The sequence below is a fragment of the Pseudochrobactrum sp. Wa41.01b-1 genome (assembly GCF_019464455.1).
In the GTDB taxonomy this organism is placed as follows: domain Bacteria; phylum Pseudomonadota; class Alphaproteobacteria; order Rhizobiales; family Rhizobiaceae; genus Pseudochrobactrum; species Pseudochrobactrum saccharolyticum.
In genome coordinates this window covers 278176-303512 of the sequence record NZ_CP080493.1, presented here as the reverse complement: position 1 = coordinate 303512, position 25337 = coordinate 278176, and the positions used below count along the sequence as shown (strand labels likewise).

The window sequence follows — 25337 nt, the reverse complement described above, 5'->3', positions numbered from 1 at the left end:
TTTCAGGAATCAGTCACGCAAACAATGGCTTGCCGGAATCATTCTTTAGAAGAATCTCATTCGGAGGCGTGAATCGCCTCTCTGATTTTTTATTCAGAACACACAAATCATCAAATATGCATGATATAAGCGCGATTTCCGCACCTCAACATGGGGAAAAACCGAGAAAAACTTCAAAAAATCCGCTCTCACTTCAAAAACAATGATTTTTGGTGTTGACGATAGCGATATCGGCACCTATGTATCGCCGCACTTGCAGAGCATTACCGAGATGCTCCTGACAGAGACTTCCAGTCTCAGAAATTGCAAGAGCGCGTAGCTCAGCCGGTAGAGCAACTGACTTTTAATCAGTAGGTCCACGGTTCGAACCCGTGCGCGCTCACCACTTTCTCCCCTTATAAAATCCTCTTAAATTTGAGCAGCTTGTTTGTCTGCGCTTTAAATCTGTCTTTGTACCTGTCTTGTGTATAAACTTAAGATTTTGAATTTAAACAGTGATTTTAGTGTTGACGATGGCGCCAAACCGCCTTATGTATCGCCCCACTTGCAGAGCATTACCGAGATGCTCCTGACAGAGACTTGCTGTCTCAGAAATTGCAAGAGCGCGTAGCTCAGCCGGTAGAGCAACTGACTTTTAATCAGTAGGTCCACGGTTCGAACCCGTGCGCGCTCACCACTTTCCTCTCAAATAGCTTACAGATATTTTCTTTAATCGCCTCGCATTATCAAATGCTTGCTGTATAAAAAAAGCCCCGGATGTCTCCAGGGCTTTCAATGTTTTTAAAAGATCTTCAAGCTTGTTACCATTTGACGTGAAGTCCGATGGTTCCTTTATAGGCGTAGCTGTCTCCGAAATTATTGAGACTGGTATTTACCGATCCCTCGCCATAGATGGAATATTTATCATTATCCCAATTATAGCTGCCACCCAGTCCAATTCCGCCCCAGAAACGGTCATTACGGCTGGCAAAACGCACAGACGATACGTCAACTGCTGAGCCATTGAGGAATTCGTAATACAGATTGGCAATACCGTAGACATAAGAACGGTTTATCATGCCTTTATCATTGTACCAGGAGTTCTGATAATCTGCGGAAATACCGATACGTCCCTGAAGACTGTCGCCCTTGCGAAGGGAAACAGCACCACTATATTGATCGGTAAAATTATCAAAATCGACATTGGAATAAACGAGCTGCGCCTGCGGTGTAACCGACCACCGGTCATTCAGCGTAATCCGTTTACCGGTTTCGGCAGATAAAGCATAACCAAAGCCGTTATTACCATCGACAAGAGAGACAGCACTTCCGCCTCTCGTGCTCAGATCACTGTCATACCAAGTTGCCTGTGCCTGTGTATCGATATAGAAACCGTTATTTCCATACCAGGTCAGCGTGCCGCCAAAACCATAACCGTCTGTCGAGATCTTACCAAGACCATGTTCAGAACGGGTATCCGCCGATGCATGACCATAATGAACTGTGATACCGCCAATCAGCAGACCATTGTCAGTCTCTGTTAAAACGCCATCAAGACCGGCCTGCATTTTAAAGATGTCAGCATCATATTGCGTGCCTGATGTGGTGACGGCCGGCTTGGACTTCAGGTGCTGACCTTCAATGCGTCCCCAAATGCCATTACGTTCGGTAAAACTTCCGGCTTCAGCCGCTGGAACAGCCGGAGTACCGATCACGTCTGCGCCCTGCTCAATCATAATATTACCGGCATTGCTCCAGTAACGATTACCGACGCGCTGCTGGAGTGTCGGCAGACTGTTCAAAGCCAACAGAACCTGCGGATAAGCCTCATAGACAGGCACGCCTTGTGTAAACTGCGGATCGACTGGATCTACCGGATCGACTGGATCTTTCTTGTCGAGCTGAGAACGTAAATACCAGTCATCCGCAATCTCACTGTCTGAATAGTCATCAGCTACGGAGGAGGATTTGGTATTTGGGCCTTTATATAAGGAATAGGCATAGGCACCGGCACCAACAACAGTCTTGCCATTAAACTGATAGGCATTGGCTGCACTTGCATCAAGCATAAAAGCATCAGCTGTTGTTGTGCCACCATTCATGGAATTTACAAGTTTAATGCCATGCCCCGGCTCAGTATCTGCCCCATCAGGATCAGTCCCTGTATTTTTAATACGCAGCAAAGTCTGTCCGGAAATTGCACCACCATCATTCACAATCATATCAGAAGCTGAGCCGCTGGCGCCAAGGAATGTATCCAGATGGGCAACAGCCCCCTGTGAGCCCATATATTGCCCCTGCAAAATCAGCTGATCGCCGGTTTTACCATCCGACAGGTTGAGAATACCGCCAATGCTGTTGATGTCTCCCTGCAATGTAAAAGCAGCGAGAGCGCCGCCTGATCCGTAAGCTACAACTTCGGAAGCATTTTTAAGATCTAGCTTGGTGAATACAGCCGTCGTTGAAGGCGCAGAACCGGTTTTCTCCTGCAAAACCCATTTTGCCTTCTTATCGAGATTCAGATTCAAAGTTGATACAGCTGCCTTATTGGTCAGGCCAAGCATTGTACCTTCTGAAAAATTGAATGTGGTCATACTTGGGGCAAGAGCAGTTCCGCCGACATTAAGCAGATATCCGCCACTGGCAGCGGTCAGCAAACTATCCGCGCCACGCACAGTCAGCAAATAATTTTGTTGATTGCTCGCAACTTCAACAAGGTTTGCTGTTGTTGAAGTTGTAGACGCAACAAGATTATTAAACATCGTGTCGGTCTGTGCATTGGATTGGTTGAAATTACCACTGATACTAATGGCTTCACGGCCTGCTTTAATGGTCGTACTTGAAGTATCGGTATTGGCGTCCAAAACAGCCCCTTGCCAGATAACAGCGATGGCGGAACTGTTGGCGGCAGCCGTTGTATCAATTTCCATGTGACCAAGTGAGGTCAGGCGGCCTTCACCTGTGCCAACATTAGCAGTTTTACCCAGACGGATTGCATTGGCACGACCGGATGTACTCTTAATTTTAATATTGCTATTGTTTAGCCTGACTTCCGGTACCCTGCCGTTTTGCTCTGAACCTCACACATAAATACCGATAGCATCATTTGATGCCGCATCAATATCGATTGCCAGATCGCCCTTCACTTCCACATAACCGGCAGATCCGTTCCCGCTTTGCTGATACGCACCCTGTATGACACGAATCCCGTTTAATAACGGATATCCACCCAAATTTGCTGTCGACTGCATTTTGATAGACAGATTATCAAAAATTGCCGACGACCTTTTACCATTGAAAGTTGCGTCTTCTGCCGCATTAACAGAAGATCCAGCGACTACACCATAATGTTCAAAGAATTGCCCAACACCAAATCTCGAGCCATCAGCACCGTTTGGCAGGTTCTGCATTGTCAGGTTGAGCGTACCGATCATTAATAGCCCGCCATCACTCACACCGACGCCAGATTTCGCAATATTATCACCGATAGGTTTTGGGGCGTTGGCATCTAGATTTTCAATCGTCAGATTGATAGTTTTGCCACGCGCATCAAATATGGCCTGAGCTGCAGCAGAGCCATCCCCTACAGCAATACCTGCACTGCCTTTCAGAATTGTTGTCAGATCATTATCGACTGTTAATGTCCGGTTACCACCAGCAGCAACGCCATATTGGTCGACGACAATACCCAGATTCCAAATACTGGTATTCCCGATGACTGGTGGAAGTGTTGAAATTGTACATCCAGGTCTGTTTGCCGCATTACCAATATTACGGGCATCAATGGTGCCGTTCACATTGGCTACGCATGGTGCAGCATTCGCAGCGGAACTGAAAATAAATGCACCGCTAAGTACTGTACTTGCTAATAAGAGCTCTTTCATAAGCATCTCCACATTTATCATGTGCGAATATACTTATATCAGAACATAAAAAGTAAAGTACGTAACGTGCAGTACGCGCTCAAACAATATCATAAGTTGTATTTTTCACACACTTACGATGATTTCATAAAAATCAGAATGCTAAAATAACAACAATTTGCCAGTCTTATATTGGACTATTTTAATATGCACTCATGCGTATAGTTGGACTGTCAACAGATGATATTTTCACAAGTTGATCTCCTCATGATACCTACTCGATATCTGCCCCGTATTGCTCTGCAATGCGGGGTCTTTTTATGCCATCTGAGATAAATCAACTTTTCGGGAATTGAACGGTGTTGATACAGTGTTCACCCTGCCCATATTACAAAAATACAAATCTGCGATAATATGATGCAAAACACAGAACAGTTCGGCAGAGATTGATTTCATTCTCTGCTTTATCAGTCTCAGAAAGGCCAATATGACCTCCGGTATCCATCATGTGACCCTCATCACCCGCAATGTGCAGGCCAATATTGATTTTTATGCAGGTTTTCTGGGGTTGCGTCTGGTCAAGCAAACCGGCGGCTTTGAGGACGGCGAGCAGCTCCACCTGTTTTACGGCGATGCGCTTGGCTCACCGGGTTCATTGATTACATTTCTTGTCTGGGAAGAAGGCGCGCGCGGCCGTGTTGGCCATGGTCAGGTAGCGGAAATTGCACTCGCTGTCCCGCCGGAATCAATCGGTGACTGGCTGACACGCGCTCTGTCCCGGCAGATTCGCGTTGAAGGCCCAAAGCGTGAATTCGGTGAACCGGTATTACGCCTCAAAGATCCGGATGGCGTTACCGTTAAACTGGTCGGTCATGACATGCCGGCTGCGCATCCGTGGAATTCTGCCCCCACCCGTCTGCACAGCGTTACCCTTTTCACTGAAACTCAGGAAGAAACCGCCGCGTTCATCAAGCGCTTCGGTTATAGCGAAGGTCAACGGGAAGAAACTGTGTTGCGCATGGTTTCCGACACGGATTTCGTAGATGTTCGCAATGTCAGCGGCTTCGTGCCGGGCATTCCCGGAACCGGCATTGCCGACCATGTGGCATTCCGCGCCAAAGATGTTGATGCAGTCAAAGCGGCTGAAGCAGAATTGTCACGCCTCAATTCGTCGATCACCAATTTCCATGACCGCAAATATTTCACCTCTCTTTATGTGCGTGAACCGGGCGGAACGCTGATTGAGCTGGCAACCGACGGACCGGGTTTTACCATTGATGAAACACCGGAGCATCTGGGCGAAACACTGTTTGTACCACCGCATAATCAGGAGCGCGCGCAGGATCTGAAAGTGATAATGCCGCAATTTTCTATGCCCGGAGAGGAAAGAATTGCTATGCGTGACCTGCCCTTTGTGCATCGCTTCTACACACCGGAAAATCCCGATGGCAGTGTTATTCTGCTATTGCACGGTACCGGCGGCAATGAAGCTGATCTGATGCCGATGGCGCATCGCATCAACCCGCGCGCTACCCTGCTCGGCGCGCGCGGACGCAGCCATGAGGAAGGAACTGCCCGCTGGTTCCGCCGCTTTGGCGCCACGCAGTTCGATCAGGCGGATATCCGCTCGGAGGCTGAGGCATTTAACGCCTTTTTTGAAGGGGCAATTGCCTCCTATGGCCTGAAAGCTGAAGATATCACCGTGCTCGGCTATTCCAATGGTGCAAATTTTGCTGCTGCAGTGATGGCGCTTTTCCCGAAACTGATCCGCCGCGCTATTCTGTGCCGCCCGATGCATGTGCTGGAAGATGTACCGCAGGCTGACCTGTCCGGCACAGAGGTACTGACTCTGGCCGGCAAATCTGATCCTTACGGCAAATATGCTGAAGCGCTGAATACATGGCTCAGCAAGAACGGCGCGAGTTTAACGGCAGAGACACTCAATGCAGGTCATCAGCTCTCGCAGGACGATATTACCCGTGCAAAGGAATGGCTGCATTTATAAACGCAGCCATAAAAGCATTTCCAGCAAAGTGCGAAGCGGTTTGTGTCGGACAATGTGAGGATAAAAAAGATAGAGCGGTTCTGACGATTCAGTTTCAATCAAACCGCTCTATTTATGTTATAAAATTACAATAATTTCTTTTGCGGCATAGACATGTCAGATAAACGCATCTATCAATCGTAATGTTATTACATTTCGACTTGAGGTTTATGATGCTAAAACAGCTAAAATGCGCAACCGCGCTCGGCATAATAGGTTCCCTACTGATTGCCGGTCATGCCGGTGCAGATGAGGAACACAAACAAGTCTGGCGTTTATTTATTGCCGATCATACCAAACCGGTGGTTCGGGCGATTGATCTGGAGAGCGGCAAAGAACTCGGAAAATTTGATATTAAAGGCTATGCCGGTCTGACGGCGAGTGCATCCGGTGAAACTGTATTCGCCGTGCAATCCGATGCCGATCAGGTGAATGTCATTAAAACCGGCATCAGCCTTTCCGATCATGGCGACCATCGTGATCTAGAAATTTCAGACACAGCTTTGCTGGATGAGAAATTTGAAGGCAAACGTCCGGTTCATGCGGTGATGCATGATGACAGTGTTGTGCTGTTCTTCGACCGCGAAGGCAAAGGCCATGAACTGTCTGAGCAGGATATTCTGAAAGGCAAGACGCAGGCAAAAATCATTGATGCCACTGCGCCGCATCATGGTGTGATTGTGCCTTTCGGCAATCAATATCTGGCTTCCGTGCCAAATCTGGAAGCAGAAACCAAGCCCGATGCCCTGCCGCCACGCCTCGGCCTGCGTGTTCTTGAATCTGACGGTACGCAAACCGGCAATGTTGCAACCTGCACAGCCTTGCATGGCGAAGCCTTCTCCGCCAGTCTCGCTGCGTTTGGTTGTGAGGAAGGCGTGCTGATTGCCAGCCCGTCCAAAGACAAAAAAGCCGAGCTGAAAATGCTGACCTATGGTGCCGATCTGCCAAAGGGCAAAGTCAGCACGCTCATCGGCAGCAAGGCGATGCAGTTCTTCCTCGGCAATTATGGTGAGGATAAGATTGCTCTGATCGATCCGGAAAGCGACACGCCTTATCGCTTGGTTGATCTGCCGACCCGTCGTGTGGATTTTGCGCTCGACCCTGCCCGTCTGAAAAACGCCTATGTACTGACAGAAGACGGCCAGCTGCATCTCATCAATATTCTGGATGGCACAATCACCCGTTCTGCGAAAGTGACCGAGCCTTACAGCAAAGACGGCCACTGGCGTGATCCGCGCCCGCGTCTGGCCGTTGCGGGTGACCATATTGCGATTACCGATCCGCGCCACAGTCTGGTACGCCTGATTAATATTGAAAGCTTTAAAGAAGACCGCACCATTCCTGTGGCCGATCAGCCATTCAGCATTGTTGCTGTCGGCGGCTCAGGCGCAGAGCATTAAAAAGTATCAAGCCTCCCAAGAAGAAAAGACCAGTTTGATACTGGTCTTTTTTATATTTGCCATTCATATCCCAGCTGCTTAAGGCAGAGATATCTGTTTCAAGAATGGTACTCTCTCATGAGAAAAAACGCATTGTTCGCCGCCCTCGGCCTGACGCCACTGTTACTGGCAGCGGCTCTGTTCACCGGCATTGAGGTGAAATATCGCGAGCATGACACGGATTATACGTTTTTCGTCAAGCAACAACCCTCTCTGCAACTTTTCTTTGTTAATCCGATTGTTTGCGGGGAATGTGATGTTGAGGCTTTTGAAAAGCTGTCGCTGGCTCGTATTGATGACATTCGCATCTATTGCCGTCAGCGTTTCGGCCTCGATAATCTGCGTATGTGTCATGCGATTTTTGCTGAGCACCAAAGGCAGGTAAATACAACCATGCAAGATCCTGATGAGATTGCCGCCGTTGCCGCGCGTTTTATCAATCATCAAAACATAGAACAGAACAGCAATTGGGCATTTCCTGTTGTTAATGCCAAGGTGGCTGTACCTGAATGTCTGCTGCCACTGGATACAACATGGCGCGATGATGCGGATCAGGCAAAACGCATCAGTGTCAGTTGCGCTGATACCGGACGCCCTGTCCCGCAAGATCGCTGGAATGTAACTTTGCCGATCTATCCAAATTAAAAAAGCCCCGCAAGTCAGACTTGCGGGGCTTTTTAATATCTCAGATCAGATGATTAGTGAGCCATGCCCACAACTGCATCATCTTCACCGGCTTTGGCGATTGCCGGTGTTTCCGGTTCAACCCATTCGATCGGCTCCGGCTTGCGGATCAGTGCATGTTCAAGCACCTCACCGACATAAGAAACCGGAATGATTTCCAATGCGTTTTTCACATTGTCCGGAATTTCAGCCAGATCCTTGGCGTTTTCTTCCGGAATTAGCACCTTCTTGATACCGCCGCGCAGAGCTGCGAGCAGTTTTTCCTTCAGGCCACCGATCGGCAGAACACGACCGCGCAATGTAACCTCACCGGTCATAGCAACGTCCTTGCGTACCGGAATACCGGTCAGCACAGAAACAATTGCGGTTACCATTGCTGTACCGGCAGACGGTCCATCCTTCGGTGTCGCACCTTCCGGTACGTGCACGTGGATGTCGCGCTTGTCGAACAGCGGAGGCTCGATGCCGAAATCCACCGCACGGGAGCGGACATAGGATGCCGCAGCCGAAATGGATTCCTTCATCACATCACGCAGGTTACCAGTCACAGTCATACGACCTTTACCCGGCATCATCACGCCTTCAATGGTCAGCAATTCGCCGCCCACTTCCGTCCATGCCAGACCAGTTACAACACCAACCTGATCTTCGCCGTCGATCTGTCCGTAACGGAACTTCATGACGCCGAGATAATCAGAAATATTATCCTTAGTCACATGAACCGACTTGGTCTTCTTACGTGCGATTTCCGTGACAGCTTTACGCGCCAGTTTCATCATTTCACGCTCAAGACTACGCACGCCGGCTTCGCGGGTATAGTGCTGGATCACAGCAAGAATGGCTGCTTCATCAACCGAGAATTCATTCGGTTGCAAAGCATGTTCCTTGATTGCCTTTGGCAGCAAATGCCGCTTGGCAATTTCAAGTTTTTCATCCTCGGTGTAACCGGCAATGCGGATGATCTCCATACGATCAAGCAGAGGGCCCGGAATATTCAGCGAGTTTGCAGTCGTCACGAACATTACGTTGGACAGGTCATATTCGACCTCCAGATAATGATCCATGAAGGTTGCATTCTGTTCCGGATCCAGCACTTCCAGCATTGCCGATGACGGATCGCCACGGAAATCCTGCCCCATCTTGTCAATCTCATCGAGAAGGAACAGCGGGTTGGACTTCTTGGCTTTCTTCATCGACTGCACAACCTTGCCCGGCATGGAGCCGATATAGGTTCTGCGGTGACCGCGGATTTCAGCCTCATCACGCACGCCGCCAAGCGACATACGCACATATTCACGACCGGTTGCCTTGGCAATCGAGCGCGCCAGCGAGGTCTTACCAACCCCCGGAGGGCCTACGAGACAGATGATCGGGCCTTTGATCTTGGCAGCGCGTGACTGTACCGCGAGATACTCGACAATGCGCTCCTTGACCTTATCCAGACCGAAATGTTCTGTATCCAGAACTTCCTCGGCAAAAGCCAGATCGGTTTTGACCTTGGACTTCTTGTTCCACGGCAGGGACAGCAGCCAGTCGAGATAGTTGCGCACCACTGTGGCTTCCGCCGACATCGGGCTCATCGACCGCAGCTTCTTCATTTCAGCCTGCGCTTTTTCCGCAGCTTCCTTGCTCAGCTTGGTCTTGGCAATGCGTTCTTCCAGCTCGGCCAGTTCATCCTTACCGTCTTCACCGTCGCCCAGTTCCTTCTGGATCGCCTTCATCTGTTCGTTCAGATAATATTCGCGCTGGGTCTTTTCCATCTGGCGCTTAACACGCGAGCGGATGCGCTTTTCAACCTGAAGAACCGAGATTTCGGATTCCATATATTCCAGAGCTTTTTCAAGACGCTCACGAACCGACAGGATCGAAAGCATTTCCTGCTTTTCAGCAATCTTGATCGCCAGATGCGAGGCTACCGTATCGGCCAGTTTCGAATGGTCGTCGATCTGACTGGTCGCACCAACAACTTCAGGCGAAATCTTCTTGTTCAGCTTTACGTAATTTTCAAAGTCGCTCATCACCGAGCGGGACAGCGCTTCGATTTCCACCGGCTCTTCTTCCGGCAGTTCGAGAATGTCAGCATAGGCTTCGTGATAATCTTCACGGTCGCTGAATTTGGAAATCTTGGCGCGTGCAATACCTTCGACCAGCACTTTTACAGTGCCGTCCGGCAGTTTCAGCAGCTGCAGCACATTGGCAACTGTACCGATTTCATAAATCGCGTCATTGGCCGGCTCATCGTCGGCAGCATTTTTCTGCGTGGCAAGCAGGATCTGCTTATCAACGCCCATCACTTCTTCAAGCGCACGGATTGATCTTTCGCGGCCGACAAAAAGCGGCACAATCATATGCGGGAAGACAACAATATCGCGCAATGGCAATACGGCATAGAGCCCGTCCTGACCACCCACCGATGTCTTCAACTCTGTATCCGTCATTTTAGGTCCTTTCCCGGGTTAACCACCCGATCGCCACACAATGATCCCCGTTTCATCAGCAAATCACTGTGTGCATCGACTGTATAATTGGCCACCCGTTGCCGCTATTTCAAGCACTGTTTATGCTTCATACAGCAGAATAAATCAGCGCATTTATGACCACCGGATCAAAATGCAATTTTCATGCTCATCTTTTAAAGCGGTTTCGCGGTTAAAGAAACGCCTAAAGTGCCGGTTTCGCCGTGTTTCCCCTATCGTCCACAATCCAGCACAATAAAATATGATATTTTAACTCATAAATATAAAAACATGGACTCTATAAGTATGTCATCAAACGAAAAACGCTCAGGATTGCTCCTGAGCGTTTTTGATTTTCGTCACAGCTGACAGGCTGTTTGTTTCCTTAAGCGGAAACCGTACCTTTTTCTTCCTTACGATCACCGTAGATGTAAAGCGGCTGCGCTTTGCCATCCACGACTTCGCCGGAAATAACCACTTCCTGAACACCTTCCAGTGTCGGCAGGTCAAACATGGTATCAAGCAGGATTTTTTCCATGATCGAACGCAGACCACGGGCACCGGTCTTACGCTCTACCGCACGGCCTGCAATTGCAAGCAGCGCATCTTCATGGAATGTCAGCTCAACATTTTCCATCTCGAACAGGCGCTGATACTGCTTCACCAGAGCGTTTTTCGGCTCAGACAGGATCTTGACCAGAGAGGCCACATCCAGATCTTCCAGTGTCGCAATAACCGGCAGACGACCAACAAATTCCGGAATAAGACCGAATTTCACCAGATCTTCCGGCTCCAGCTCATGGAAAATCGCACCGATACGGCGTTCATCCGGCGCTTTTACAGTCGCGCTGAAGCCGATGGAGGTCTTTTCGCCACGGGACGAAATGATCTTATCGAGACCGGCAAATGCACCGCCGCAAATGAACAGGATATTGGTTGTGTCCACCTGCAGGAATTCCTGCTGCGGATGCTTGCGTCCGCCCTGCGGCGGTACGGAAGCCACAGTGCCTTCCATGATCTTCAGCAGGGCCTGCTGTACGCCCTCACCGGATACGTCACGGGTAATCGACGGATTATCGGCCTTACGGCTGATTTTATCCACTTCGTCGATATAGACGATACCGCGCTGCGCACGCTCGACATTGTAGTCGGCAGCCTGCAACAGCTTGAGAATGATATTTTCAACATCTTCACCGACATAACCGGCTTCGGTCAGTGTCGTGGCATCAGCCATGGTGAACGGCACATCAATGATGCGCGCCAGTGTCTGTGCCAGATAGGTCTTACCGCAACCGGTAGGGCCAACCAGAAGAATATTGGATTTTGCCAGTTCAACATCACCGCTCTTTGGCTGGTTAGCCAAACGCTTGTAGTGATTATGAACCGCAACCGACAGAACACGCTTGGCATGGCTCTGACCGATGACGTAATCATCGAGAACCGCCATAATTTCCTGCGGGGTCGGAACGCCTTCACGCGACTTCACCATCGAGGATTTGTTTTCCTCGCGGATGATGTCCATGCAAAGCTCGACGCACTCATCACAGATAAAAACGGTCGGCCCCGCAATCAGCTTGCGCACCTCATGCTGGCTTTTTCCGCAAAAGGAGCAATAGAGCGTATTTTTGGAATCGCCACCGCCGTTGCTGACTTTGCTCATCGCAGTTTCCTTTCAGTAATGGCCGCCCGCTGTCCGCAACAGGCACCAAGTTCTAACCGTTATGTCTTCCCGACCGAAACCGACATGAACGGCAGTCGTCTTTTTAGGCACAAGACCCAAACAATCACTTAACACAGCATTCAGCATAAACAGGCAAAAGACAGTTTTACAACCTGTCTACCGCACTGTTTTATGCGACAGTACAGTAAAAGCGGTAATGGCAGAAAAAATGTGGCTAAAATTATACAATGCCGAAGATTTCTGCCGGAAAACCACTTGTCACGAAATTCCGGTCTTCAGAAAACTGATCCGTTTTTCAGGCAAAACGGATCAGAATCCGGTTTATCAGTCTTTCTTTTCGCCGAGATCGCGTGATTCGATCACTTTATCGATCAGGCCGAATTCGAGCGCTTCCTGAGCAGTCATGAAATGATCGCGGTCGAGTGTACGTTCGATGGTTTCATAATCACGGCCGGTATGTTTAACGTAGATTTCATTGAGGCGGCGCTTCATCTTGATGATATCCTGCGCATGACGCTCGATATCGGAAGCCTGCCCCTGAAAACCGCCGGATGGCTGGTGAACCATGATACGCGCATTCGGCAGTGCCAGACGCTGACCGGTTGCACCGGCTGTCAGCAGCAGCGAGCCCATGGATGCCGCCTGCCCCATGCAGAGCGTGGAAACCGGAGGCTTGATGAACTGCATCGTGTCATAAATTGCCATGCCGGAAGTGACCACGCCACCTGGCGAATTGATGTACATTTCAATCGGCTTGTTCGGGTTTTCCGCTTCAAGGAACAAAAGCTGCGCGCAGATCAGCATAGCCATGCCGTCTTCAACCGGACCGTTCACGAAAATCACGCGTTCTTTCAGAAGACGCGAGAAAATATCATAGGCCCGCTCACCGCGTGCAGTCTGCTCAACCACCATCGGGACCAGATTCATAACGGTTTCAATTGGATCTCTCATCATTAACTGCCTTTGGCTATCGGAGAACGGAGCGAAACACTGCCGTCAGGATTCGTAATACTCAATACATAGGGCGAGGCGTACCCGTTTCGCAAGGTGTTGCGCTATAAACGCCCTATTCCGCCCCTGTCTAATCTTTCATGCTTACCGAAATCTAAATGACGGCAGACTGCTGCACATCCTTAGCTGCGTTTGGTTACGGAAGCATATTTATCGCGGAATTTCTGTGCGGAACCGGCGGTCATATCCACATCGATAATCACCGAACCGTCTTCCTCATCCTGACGGCGCACATTGCTGCCATGGCGGTAAATCCAGTCAATCAGACCAAACTGATCCGGCTGCAGGCTGACCTGCACCTTTTCCATCGCACCGGAAATACGGCTTTCGATCAAAGCCAGCAATTCAGGCGTACCCTGCCCCGTCAGCGCAGACAGCGGCAAAGGCCGTGCATCTTCATGACTGCCGCTGCTCAGATTTTCCGCGCTGTCCTGCATCGGCTCGCTCAAACGGTCGATCTTGTTCCAGATCTCAATGACACGCTCATCGCCTTTTTTAATGCCGAGACCGCTGAGAATTGTCTCCACATCCTCAGCCTGCGCCGCATTGTCAGGGTCAGACATATCACGCACATGCAGGATTAGATCTGCCTCAATCACCTCTTCCAGTGTCGCCTTAAATGCGGCAACCAAATGGTGCGGCAGGTTGGAGATGAAGCCAACTGTATCGGACAGGATAATCATATCGCCATGCGGCAGGCGCAGACGGCGCAAAGTCGGATCAAGCGTCGCGAAAAGCATATCTTCCGCCAGCACATCAGCACCGGTCAGACGATTGAACAAAGTAGACTTGCCCGCATTGGTATAACCGACCAGTGCAATCACCGGATGCGGCACCTTACGGCGTTTCTGGCGGTGCAGCTGGCGGGTACGTACAACCGTATCCAACTCGCGTTTGATCCGCAGGATTTTCTCCTGCAGCATACGCCGGTCGGCCTCGATCTGGGTTTCACCCGGACCGCCCATAAAGCCCCCGCCACCACGCTGACGCTCCAAGTGCGTCCAGCTGCGAACCAGACGGCCTTTCTGATAATTCAGATGTGCCAGTTCAACCTGCAGACTACCCTCACGGGTCTGCGCGCGGCGGCCGAAAATTTCCAAAATCAGACCGGTACGGTCAATAACCTTAACCTTCCATTCGCGCTCAAGATTGCGCTGCTGCACCGGTGTCAGCGGATGATCGACAATCACCAGCTCGATTTCTTCACGCTCGATGCGTTCGGCAATATCCTCAACCTTACCCGTGCCAAGCAAAGTGGCCGGACGCGGCTGGGAGGTCTGCACCAGAAAACTGTCGATAATTTTCAGATCAATCGCCCGTGCAAGTCCCGCAGCTTCTTCAAGCCGCGCCTCATCACTCCGGCGATATTTCGGGCGTTCGCTCTCATCCTGATCGACGACCAGCGCGTAACGTTCCGGCAAAATCGGCACGACAACAAAAGCCCGTGTATCTTCTACTTTTGTTGTGAAAGGCTTTCTGCTGCTTTTCTGTTTGGCGCCGTCATCATAATTATCATCGGATGATAATTCATATGTTTCTGGCATCTCTGTTTCTGGCGTCAGATCAGCTGCCGGATCATTGCGTTTTTTCAAATGTGTATCCTGATTTATGTATCGCCTTTACCGGTCATCTTTGTCCGGAACGGCTTCTGTTCCCATCAGATAATCATCAGGGCTGCCTGCATCAATGAGCGCGCCTCAGATAATTATTCCCGTATTTACAAACAAATATATCCGCAGGCCTTGAGGCACTGCGGATATAAAAACATTCCGAAATTTCAGCAAACAGTCGTAATGACTTGTAATACTTACTCTTCTTCGCCTTCAAACATCTGCACAGGCTGACTTGGCATAATGGTTGAGATGGCATGTTTATATACCAGCTGTGAATGTCCGTCACGGCGCAGCAAGACACAGAAGTTATCAAAGGATGTGACAATACCTGTCAGCTTAACGCCATTAATCAAAAAGATCGTCAGAGAGATTTTTTGCTTACGTACAGAATTCAGAAAGAGATCCTGAAGATTTTGCGATCGTTCAGCCATTTTTTTATTCCTTTATTTCGATCCGCAACCAGCACTGATTTCGGGGAGACATCCACCCTGTTTACAAATATGCCGCCTGAAGCGCATAGCCCGTAAACAGTTCATTTCCGAAGAAACAGCAGAAAAACTTCCCCTGTCATCCGGTTTTATCATCTGCCCCAGATATTGCACCTGTATATTGATACAGAATCAATAGTTGCGGGAATAATCCCACATTCCGCAAAGGGTTAACAGGCCGCTATTTTTTGCGCAACGTCAAAATGTTGTATGCTGCCGGATGATTAGCTGCCGCACAGTCAGAACTATGCCATTCAGGCCAAATATATTTTGTATCTGACCTGTATTCTGACAATTCATGACGCTTAATCAGCCTCCGTCAGCTCACCTGTCTGCTTCAGCATCCATTCATAAAAGCTGCCTTTGCGCGCAACCAGTTCTTCCGGACTTTTGCGATGCACATGAAAACCGATAAATTCAGGATGATTCAGCGGTTCAAGACCATATTTCGGATCAAAAATGTTCAGGCAGTCACGCGCAGTCCAGTAGTAAAAACTTTCTTTGGGCGCCGCATCGTTGAAACAGCCATATTTCTTGGCCAGCCTTGAGATACCGTCATTGCCAAAAATGGTAATACCGATCATTGCAGGGGTCACTTCCTTGCCGATGAGGCGGTACCAGAGCGGGCGCAAAACCCGTCTGCGCAAACCGAGCCATTTCGGCAGCGGATAATCACCGGTCATATAAGCATCAAATTCGGCAATCACCGGATGATCGGGCGGGAAATACAAAGCCGAAACGCCGACGCGCTCCCTGTTTTCACGCGCCAGATAGGGTTTGGATGCATCCGGATGGAACTGCTTATGCAGATAGACATCCGTATCCAGCCACACGCCCTGACGATGCTTCATCAGATTGATACGAAAAATATCGCTAAACTGAACAATCGTCAGATTATCTTTCAGGTTCGGAAAACCGGGATCAAGACGGCGAAATGATTCAATCGGCATGATCGTTGCAGCATCATGCTGCTCCACGCCTTCCGGCAGATTTTCGACGGGCTGATAGCTGAACAGCTTAACCCGTTGTCCGGTTCTGACCATGGAAGTCAGGCACATATGATCCACCGGCCGTAATTGGCTGCCGTACCAGAATGTACAAATATCCATAAAACATACTCAATTTTAAAATGAGGCGCTCAAAAGAAATCGAGACTCACGCGGAACATCTGTTCTACGTGCTTCACCGCATCACTTGTCGCAAACATTACTACGCGGTCATTGCGGCGAATATGCAGATCGCCATGCGGCTTAATAACTTTTCCGTCACGGTAAACCGCCCCCACCCGCAAACCGGCCGGCAGGTCGATATTGCGCAAAGGCGCGCCGACTAATGGTGAAGTTTCAAGGGCTTCCGCCTCAATCAGTTCCGCCCGCCCGTCATAGACACTATGGACCGAGCGGATACGTCCGCGCCGCACCTGCTGCAAAATCTTGGAAATCGTCACATTTTTCGGGCTGACATAAGAATCAATACCAACCGTATGGATGAATTCCTGATAGGCAGAATTATTAATCAGCACCATATTCGACTTACAGCCAAGGCGCTTGGCCATAATGCCGGACAGAATATTCGCCTGATCCTGATTGGTCAGCGCCACCATCAGATCAGCATCCTGCACTTCCGCTTCACGCAGCAATTCCTGATCCAGCGCACTGCCGTTGAGCACAATTGTCTTATCCAGCTCATCAGCCACAAAGGCTGAACGCTCACGATTATGTTCAATGATCTTCAGCCGTGTATGCGGCTGGCGCTCTTCCATCTTTTTCGCAACATAGAGCCCGATATTACCGCCACCGGCAATAATGATCCTTCGCGCCTCAGGCTTATCATGCCCGAACAGGCCGAGCGTACGACGCACCTGCTCTACCGTTGTCACCACATAGGCCAGATCACCTGCAAGCAGATGATCCTCGGAATGCGGCACAAACAGCTTGTCATTGCGCACCACGCCGACCACCGTTGACGGCAGATCAGGGAACAAATCGGTCAGCTGTTTCAGCGGTGTGTTGATGATCGGGCAGTCTTCCATACATTCAATGGCAAAAGCAACCACTTTGTCATCGGCAAAGCGCAACACATCGGAAGCACCCGGCAAAGCGATACGGCGCAGTACCATGTCGCCGACTTCCAGTTCCGGCGAGATCACCACATCGATCGGCATATTATCGCGCGAGAACATCTCCTGATACTGCTTTTGCAGATAGGTCTGTGCGCGGATACGGGCAATTTTGGTCGGCACATTAAACAGCGAATGGGCAACCTGACAGGCCACCATATTGATCTCGTCGTAAAGCGTGACGGCGATAATCATATCCGCTTCATCGGCACCGGCCGCTTCCAGCACATCCGGATGCGAGCCGTGACCGACAAAACCACGCACATCAAGCAGATCACGCACAGCGTGGATCAGCTTTTCCGATGTATCGATCACCGACACATCGTTATGTTCCGCAGCGAGCCGCTCAGCAATACCGAAGCCGACCTGACCGGCACCGCAGATAATGATGCGCATAATTACACTCCGAGCGACTTGAGTTTACGGTGCAGAGCGGAACGCTCCATACCCACAAACTCAGCCGTGCGTGAAATATTACCGCTGAAACGGTTGATCTGTGCGACCAGATATTCCTTTTCAAACATTTCACGCGCTTCGCGCAGCGGCAGTGCCATTATATGCTGGTCGGAATCTGTCGGTGTGCGCGGCAGCGTATCACCGATTTCCGCCGGCAGCAGATCAGCAGTTACCGGCGCATCCACATCATCGCCACGCGCCAAAATCATCAGGCGTTCCACATTGTTACGCAGCTGACGCACATTGCCGGGCCAGCTATGGGATTGCAGAACCGCCATCGCATCATCGCTGATACGGCGCGGTTTGATACCGGCCTGTTCAGCCACCTGATTGATAAAGAAGGACACCAGTGACGGAATATCGTCGCGGCGCTGTGCCAGTGGCGGCACCTGCACCGGAACAACGGCCAGACGATGGAACAGATCTTCGCGGAACAGACCTTCGGCAATCATGCCCTCAAGATTCTGCGCGGTCGAAGAAATGATACGCACATCGACCTTCACACGCTTGGTTCCGCCAACACGTTCAAACTGCTGGTCAACCAGAACACGCAAAATCTTGTTCTGGGTTTCACGCGGCATATCGGCAATTTCGTCGAGATAGAGAATACCGCCATGCGCCTCTTCCAGTGCGCCGACCTTGCGTTCCCCGCCATCCATTTCGGTGCCGAAAAGCTCGATTTCCATACGTTCCGGCGTAATAGCAGCGGCATTTACAGTTACGAAAGGCCCGTTAACACGGCTCGACTGCCCATGAATGGCACGTGCCACCATTTCCTTACCCGAACCCGAAGGGCCGGTAATCATGATACGGCTGTTGGTCGGTGCCACGCGTTCGATGGTCTGGCGCAACTGGTTCATCGCCAGCGAATTACCCAGCAGTTCGAATGTCTCACCGGAGCGTTTGCGTAAGTTAGAAACTTCGCGCTTAAGGTTTGATGTTTCCAGTGCCCGCTCTGCCACGAGGATCAGACGATCTGCCTTGAACGGCTTTTCAATGAAATCATAAGCGCCGCGGCGGATTGCCGAGACAGCAGTTTCAATATTACCGTGACCGGAGATCATCACCACCGGCAGATCCGGATGCAGTTTCTTGATTTCATCCAGCAATGCCAACCCGTCCAGACGGCTGCCCTGCAACCAGATGTCCAGAAAAATCAGCCGCGGCACACGATCATTGATAGCGGCCAATGCGCTGTCCGCATCAAAAGCTGTGCGGGTTTCGTGACCTTCGTCGCTTAAAATACCAGCAACCAGATCACGGATGTCCGTTTCATCATCAACGACGAGAATATCAGAAGCCATTTAATCCACCTGCCTTGTTCCCATTATCCTGCAGATTTACCACAAAGTGATCTATCCGCAGGTATTTATCATTCAGCTGCCTGCATCTGTCTGTCATGCCTGCAACTCCTCATTTGTCTGTGTCCCTGCCATTTCCGGCGGTGTTGCAGGGAAAACCATACGGATCATCGCACCTCTGCCCTGATAGAAATCAGCTGGTGCATCATGCAGTTCCATATGCCCGCCGTGATCCTCAACGATTTTTCTGACAATAGCGAGGCCAAGGCCGGTGCCTTTTTCACGCGTCGTCATATAAGGCTCCAGCAGCCGCTGCCGGTTGTCACCAGGCAGGCCTTTACCGTTATCAATCACTTCAACAACCAGCTGATCCTTGTCCTGATAGGCCTTCAGCAGAATATGTCCGTGATAATTATCTTCATCAGTAACCGCTTCAATAGCCTCGCTGGCATTTTTGATAATGTTACCAAAAGCCTGACCAAGCAGACGACTGTCAAAATGGCCATAGAGCGGCACTTCACTCAATTGCTGCTCAAAACTGATCTCACTGCGGCTGACTTCCACCAAGAATGCGGCTTCTTTCAGCGAATCCCGCAAATCAATGGTTTCCATTTTCGGCTTCGGCATCCGTGCAAAAGACGAGAATTCATCCACCATGCGGCCGATATCACCAACCTGACGGATAATCGTTTCCACACACTGGTCGAAAACCTCACGATCTTCGGTAATGACCTTGCCATAACGGCGGCGGATACGCTCGGCAGAAAGCTGGATCGGTGTCAGCGGGTTCTTAATCTCATGGGCGATACGGCGCGCCACATCAGCCCATGCCGTTGAGCGCTGTGCCTGTACCAGATCAGTAATATCATCGATCGTCACGACATAGGAGCGTTCATCGCCTGTGCCGTCCTCAATCGTGATCTGCACATTGAAAGTACGGGTCAGCCCGCCGCGCATCATCGATACCTGCTCGCGATAAACCGCGCGGCCGGAATCATGAGCGACTTCAAAGACCTGTCCGATTTCCGGAATATGCGTGCTCAGGCTGGTACCGATAACCTCATCGGGCTCAAGGCAGAACATCTGCTCTGCCGAGCGGTTGACGATATTAATCAGCCCCAGCGCATCCACCCCGATCACCGCGGCGGTAACGCCGGACAACACAGCCTCGGAGAAGCGGCGGCGCTCGTCAATCTGGTCTTTGGCGGCCAAAAGATCGGTGCGCTGGCTTTTCAGCTCGGCAACCATGTTATTGAAAGTGCCGGACAATGCGCCGAGATCACCATCGCTGGAGCGCACCGGCACGGAAATATCCAGATTACCGACAGCCACTTCATCAGCAGCACCAATCAGCTGGCGGATCGGCCGTACCAGACGGTCTGCCACAGCAATACCTGTCCAGATAGCCGGCAACAAAACAATCAGCATCAGGCCGAAATAGAGCAGCGCAAAGATCACCTGCGTCGGGATACGGTTCGCCTCCATATCCTGATAGCGCTTGGTGTTCGCCTCCATCAGACGCATGGAATCGAGAATTTGCGCATCAACAGCACGTACGGTGTAGAGATACACATCGGGTATCTCACGCATTTTGATAATCGCGCCAACGAAGTTGCTGGTCGGACCCGGCGGGATAATCACCGGATTACCGTCCCGTGCCGTTTCAACCGCCTCAGAAGGCGGTTGCGGCAGATTTGCGCCGCCCTGCTCACTGCGCAAGGCAACAGAGCCGTCTTCGCGCAATAATTGTGCGCCAAGCAGACCACGACCCAGCGCCTGCAAGGTCATCAGCTGCACAAAACCGTTACGATCGAGACTATAGAGCGTGCGTTGCGCATCCATATCCTGCAGCATGGAATAGGTCGTGCTTTGCAGGTTGCGCGCGGTTTCATTGATATAACCATTGGCAAGGCTGATCGATGAATTGACGATATTGCGCGTATTGGTTTCAAACCAGCGATCCAGCCCGAGATTGAGCGTTACACTGGCAACAATCGCCACCACAATCGCCGGAACCGCTGCAATCAGCGAGAACAGCGCCACAATGCGCACATGTAAACGCGCGGCAGCACGGCCATGACGACGCGCCTGTGTGATGCGGAAAATCTCGCGGATAATCAGTGCCAGCAGGCTGACGACCAGCACCACATTGATAATGATGAGCGTCAGCGTCACATGCAGATCAGGAACAATCGGCGTAACACCGATCATAATCAGAAAGGAGACAAGTGATGCAATAATCGACAGGACAACAATGATCACACCCGGCAGAGCCAGCAAACGTCTTTGTTCACTCACCCGTGCAGGTTTAAATTCGCGCAACCACTCAAGCAGACTCGTCTTATCCATTCCGTTAATCTATTATAAACCGTTGCTGTCATGCAACAGAATGTTGCACATATGCAACGTTATCGCTGCTGAGCTCAGCTAGAGCGGTTTACGTCCAGATTGGATCATATCGCTCGCTCTAGCTTCTTTATCTGGTCGCATTATCACGGGCGTCAAGTTGATCCAACTTGACTGTGAAATGCTCTATATTAGCTGTTCTTGAAGATATTGAGATCATGGTCGCGGATTTTTTTGCGCAGCGTATTGCGATTCAAACCCAGCAATTCTGCGGCCTTGATCTGATTGCCGGATGTGGCTGTCAGGCTTGCAGCCAGCAGCGGATATTCAATCTCGTGCAAAATCCGGTCATAAAGCCCCTGCGGCGGCAGTTCACCATTGAAGGAGGCGAAATACTGGCGCAGATAAATTTCCGTCGCCTCACGTAAGTTAGTGATCTGATCCGCTTTCAGCCCTGTTTCATCAGCCTCTAATGACGGCGGCAGATGCTGCAATTCGTGACGGATAATCTCGGCATTAATCTCATCCTGCGGATAGAGTGCTGCAAGTCTGCGCACCAGATTTTCCAGCTCGCGCACATTGCCCGGCCATGTGTAATGGCGCAGCGCAGCAAAGCCCTCGGCACTGATCTGCTTCGGCGACAGACCTTCCTTTTCCACCAGACGGAAGAAATGCTGCACCAGATCCGGCACATCCTCGCTGCGCTCACGCAGCGGCGGCATACGCAGCGGCACCACATTGAGCCGGTAGTATAAATCCTCGCGGAACTGACCTTTGTGAATTGCTTTGAGCAAATCTTTATTGGTCGCAGCCACAATACGCACATCAGTTTTAATCGGCGTGCGCCCGCCAACGGTCATATATTCGCCCTGCTGGAGTACGCGCAGCAGACGCGTCTGCGCCTCCATCGGCATATCGCCGATTTCATCGAGAAACAGCGTCCCGCCATTGGCCTGCTCAAAACGACCTGAAAAACGCTGCTGTGCGCCCGTAAAGGCACCTTTTTCATGGCCGAATAATTCGGACTCAATCAAATCACGCGGGATGGCTGCCATATTGATCGCCACGAAAGGCCCGTTACGACGGCGACCATATTCATGCAAAGCGCGGGCAACCAGCTCCTTACCTGTGCCGGATTCCCCTGTAATCATCAGCGTCAGATCAGTCTGCATCATGCGTGCCAGCACACGATAGACATCCTGCATCGCCACAGAGCGACCAACGAGCGGCATATTCTCTGCCTGCTCGTCCACATCCTGCTTTGCCTGCACCGGCTTTGGTTCAGACAGCGCACGACGCAGCAGACTTACCATTTCGCTCAGGTCAAAAGGTTTTGGCAGATAATCATAGGCACCGGCTTCCGAGGCGCGGATAGCGGTCATGAAAGTATTCTGCGCACTCATCACCACTACCGGCAGATCAGGGCGCGCTTTGCGGATACGCGGCAGAATTTCGAACACTGAACCATCCGGCATATTCACATCGCTGATAACCAGATCACCTTCGCCGCTCGTAATCAGCGCCCAAAGCGCTCCACGATTACTGGCAAGGCGCACAGCATAACCTGCTCTGCTCAGCGCCTGATTAAGCACTGTGCGCATGGCTGCATCATCTTCCGCAACGATGATTACCGGTTCATTCAATGCCTCACTCCCATGCAGATAAATATTATATTACATAATATTAGATCGATATTTTAATATTTAAATTTAAACAACAGAACTATCCTGTTTCCAGATCGGCAACAGAATACGGAAAATGGTTTTTCCGGAGAAACTTTCGCATTCAATCATACCGCCATGATCGGCAATGATCTTGGCAACCAAAGGCAAGCCCAGACCGGAGCCATTGGTTTTGGTTGTGATAAACGGATCAAACAGGATCGGCAGAATATCCGGCGCAACCCCGCCGCCATTATCAATCACGCAATATTCCAGCGGCAGAGACAGGCGTTCACCCGTTGCCGGCACAATCATATGCATGCCTGCTTTATAAGCAGAGGTCAGCAGGATCTCGCCTTTACGCCCCGAGCGCTCTTCCGGCTCAATCGCTTCGGCAGCATTTTTAATCAGGTTGAGAAATACCTGTATCAGCTGATCGCGATTACCCCAGACTCGCGGCAAAGACGGATCATAATCCTCGCGGATCGTGACATGGGATGCAAAGCCGTGGCTCGCCAGCGTTTTAACATGCCCCAGTACCGTATGCAGATTGACAGCAGAGCGCTCAATCGGACGCTCGTCGGAAAACACATTCATCCGGTCAACAAGTGCAACAATACGGTCAGCTTCATCACGGATCAGCTGCGTCAGTTCGCAGTCGGACTCATTGGCAGCATCGCGTGCCGACATTTCCAGCAATTGCGCCGCACCGCGAATACCTGACAGCGGATTCTTGATCTCATGCGCCAGCATGGCCGCCAGACCGGTAACAGAACGCGCCGCGCCGCGATGGCTCATCTGGCGATTGAGTTTTTCCGCCATGGCTGTTTCTTTAAACAGGATAACCACCTGATCCGGTATTTCACTGACCGGTGTTACCTGCACATCCACCATGCGCTCAGTGCCCATACGCGGCGATGACAGATCAATATGATATTCATTGACCGCTGTACCGCTTTGAATAACCTGCGTAATCAGCCCGATCAGCGGGCTGGCAGGCGGCAGAAAATAATTGAGGCCGTGGCGTTTCAAAATCCCTGCACTGGAGCGAAAGAAAACTTCTGCCTGTGCATTGGCATAAATAATCTGTCCCGCAGCATCTGCCATTATCACCGCTTGCGGCAATGTATTCAGCACATGATCGGACAAAGAGAATGCAGCAGCGTCCATCAGGCAGCATCCTTCAGGGATTTTGCCCTTGTGATTGGTGACAGGCCGGTAAAAATGTCCGTGAGAATGCCTGATACTTCCTGCGCATTACCGGAGGTCATTAGCGCCTTTTTGACAGTATCCGGCACATTTGACGTATGGCGTTCCATATACCAGCCCAGATGTTTGCGGGCATGGCGGACACCGGTTTTCTCACCATAATGTTCCAGCATAGCGTGATAATGGGCGAGAATATAATCGCTCAGATTTTGCGGCGCGGCACCATGTGGCAAACCATTCAGTTCGCTGGCGACCTGCCCCGCCAGCCAAGGCTGACCATAGGCGCCACGGCCGATCATCACCGCATCCGCGCCGGAGCGGCGCATAATTTCCTGCACATCGGCAGCACTGCCAACATCGCCATTGGCAACAAGCGGCACAGAAATTGCCTCACGCACGGCGCGGATTGCGTCCCAATCGGCATGACCGGTATAGAACTGACAGCGCGTGCGGCCATGCACGGTAATCATCTGCACACCGGCATCAACAGCACGCCGAGCCAGTTCCGGCGCATTGATTGAATTGTGATCCCAGCCAAGCCGCATTTTCAGCGTCACAGGCACTTTGATAGCCTGCACTGTGGCTTCAATCAGCGTCAACGCATGGTCGAGATCACGCATCAGCGCCGAACCGGAATAACCGCCTGTCACCTTCTTGGCAGGGCAGCCCATATTGATATCGACAATATCCGCGCCTTCACCTTCAGCGATCTTGGCGGCCTCGCCCATCCAATGCGCTTCACGGCCTGCGAGCTGCACCACATGGGTTTGCAGATCACCGCGTTCCATCCGCTTACGGCTCTCGGAGTGATGATTACACAGCTCCGCACTGGCCACCATTTCGGAAACCACCAGCCCTGCACCGGCCTCCCACGCCCGACGGCGAAACGGCAGATCGGATACGCCGGACATCGGCGCCAGAAATACGCGATTGCGGATTTCTACTGATCCGATCTTTAATGGCAGTGTTGCAGTCGTCATCATCAGC

General features: G+C 50.9%; 17 protein-coding genes and 2 tRNA genes. 5 read left to right on the top strand and 14 right to left on the bottom strand.

Going from position 1 to position 25337, the window contains the following annotated elements:
- Positions 1–309 precede the first annotated feature (309 nt).
- Both K1X45_RS01400 and K1X45_RS01395 read left to right on the top strand, forming a co-directional pair.
- Positions 310–385, top strand: a tRNA-Lys gene (locus K1X45_RS01400).
- Positions 386–600: 215 nt separating this feature from the next.
- A tRNA-Lys gene (locus K1X45_RS01395) sits at positions 601–676 on the top strand.
- A 124-nt stretch (positions 677–800) separates the two neighbouring features.
- Here K1X45_RS01395 and K1X45_RS01390 read toward each other — a convergent pair.
- Positions 801–2909 (bottom strand): autotransporter outer membrane beta-barrel domain-containing protein, encoded by a 2109-nt coding sequence (locus K1X45_RS01390; protein WP_220159576.1) that lies wholly within the window; start codon positions 2907–2909, stop codon positions 801–803.
- 150 nt (positions 2910–3059) lie between these two features.
- Positions 3060–3863 carry a hypothetical protein gene (locus tag K1X45_RS01385; RefSeq protein WP_220159575.1) on the bottom strand — a complete coding sequence of 268 codons (804 nt, stop codon included), beginning with the start codon at positions 3861–3863 and terminating at the stop codon, positions 3060–3062.
- 466 nt (positions 3864–4329) lie between these two features.
- On the opposite strand from K1X45_RS01385, the gene K1X45_RS01380 reads away from it, so the two are divergent.
- From K1X45_RS01380 to K1X45_RS01370, 3 genes are all read left to right on the top strand, one after another.
- Positions 4330–5847 (top strand): VOC family protein, encoded by a 1518-nt coding sequence (locus K1X45_RS01380; RefSeq protein WP_116088038.1) that lies wholly within the window; start codon positions 4330–4332, stop codon positions 5845–5847.
- A gap of 209 nt (positions 5848–6056) precedes the next feature.
- Positions 6057–7286, top strand: coding sequence for a metallochaperone AztD (locus tag K1X45_RS01375; RefSeq protein ID WP_220159574.1), 1230 nt, complete (start codon positions 6057–6059; stop codon positions 7284–7286).
- Positions 7287–7403: 117 nt separating this feature from the next.
- The gene (locus tag K1X45_RS01370; RefSeq protein WP_220159573.1) at positions 7404–7970 is read left to right on the top strand and encodes a hypothetical protein; all 567 of its coding nucleotides are present in this window, start codon (positions 7404–7406) and stop codon (positions 7968–7970) included.
- Positions 7971–8023: 53 nt separating this feature from the next.
- Here the strand turns inward: K1X45_RS01370 and lon are convergent, their stop codons facing one another.
- The 12 genes from lon to dusB form a co-directional block, all read right to left on the bottom strand.
- Positions 8024–10447 (bottom strand): endopeptidase La, encoded by a 2424-nt coding sequence (gene lon / locus K1X45_RS01365; RefSeq protein WP_213597704.1) that lies wholly within the window; start codon positions 10445–10447, stop codon positions 8024–8026.
- Between the two features lie 403 nt (positions 10448–10850).
- Entirely contained in the window at positions 10851–12125 is a 1275-nt protein-coding gene (gene clpX, locus K1X45_RS01360; protein WP_075655371.1) for an ATP-dependent Clp protease ATP-binding subunit ClpX, read from the bottom strand.
- Positions 12126–12470: 345 nt separating this feature from the next.
- Positions 12471–13097, bottom strand: a complete 627-nt coding sequence (locus K1X45_RS01355) for an ATP-dependent Clp protease proteolytic subunit (protein ID WP_022712351.1) — start codon at positions 13095–13097, stop codon at positions 12471–12473.
- A 182-nt stretch (positions 13098–13279) separates the two neighbouring features.
- Positions 13280–14701, bottom strand: a complete 1422-nt coding sequence (gene hflX / locus K1X45_RS01350) for a GTPase HflX (protein ID WP_116088227.1) — start codon at positions 14699–14701, stop codon at positions 13280–13282.
- Positions 14702–14964: 263 nt separating this feature from the next.
- Positions 14965–15201 carry an RNA chaperone Hfq gene (gene hfq / locus K1X45_RS01345; RefSeq protein WP_022712353.1) on the bottom strand — a complete coding sequence of 79 codons (237 nt, stop codon included), beginning with the start codon at positions 15199–15201 and terminating at the stop codon, positions 14965–14967.
- A 362-nt stretch (positions 15202–15563) separates the two neighbouring features.
- Positions 15564–16367, bottom strand: coding sequence for a capsular polysaccharide synthesis protein (locus tag K1X45_RS01340; RefSeq protein WP_220159572.1), 804 nt, complete (start codon positions 16365–16367; stop codon positions 15564–15566).
- Positions 16368–16396: 29 nt separating this feature from the next.
- Entirely contained in the window at positions 16397–17773 is a 1377-nt protein-coding gene (trkA, locus tag K1X45_RS01335) for a Trk system potassium transporter TrkA (protein WP_075655375.1), read from the bottom strand.
- A gap of 2 nt (positions 17774–17775) precedes the next feature.
- Positions 17776–19137 (bottom strand): sigma-54 dependent transcriptional regulator, encoded by a 1362-nt coding sequence (locus tag K1X45_RS01330; RefSeq protein ID WP_220159571.1) that lies wholly within the window; start codon positions 19135–19137, stop codon positions 17776–17778.
- A gap of 93 nt (positions 19138–19230) precedes the next feature.
- Positions 19231–21483, bottom strand: coding sequence for a PAS domain-containing sensor histidine kinase (locus K1X45_RS01325; RefSeq protein WP_116088042.1), 2253 nt, complete (start codon positions 21481–21483; stop codon positions 19231–19233).
- Between the two features lie 188 nt (positions 21484–21671).
- On the bottom strand, positions 21672–23081 hold the full coding sequence (gene ntrC / locus K1X45_RS01320; protein ID WP_370627130.1) for a nitrogen regulation protein NR(I): 1410 nt from the start codon (positions 23079–23081) through the stop codon (positions 21672–21674).
- Positions 23082–23189: 108 nt separating this feature from the next.
- A complete protein-coding gene (locus K1X45_RS01315) occupies positions 23190–24311 on the bottom strand; it encodes a nitrogen regulation protein NR(II) (protein WP_220159569.1) in 1122 nt (373 codons plus the stop codon).
- Entirely contained in the window at positions 24311–25330 is a 1020-nt protein-coding gene (dusB, locus tag K1X45_RS01310; RefSeq protein ID WP_220160347.1) for a tRNA dihydrouridine synthase DusB, read from the bottom strand. The genes K1X45_RS01315 and dusB overlap by 1 nt, the downstream gene beginning before the upstream one ends.
- Between the last annotated feature and the right edge of the window lie 7 nt (positions 25331–25337).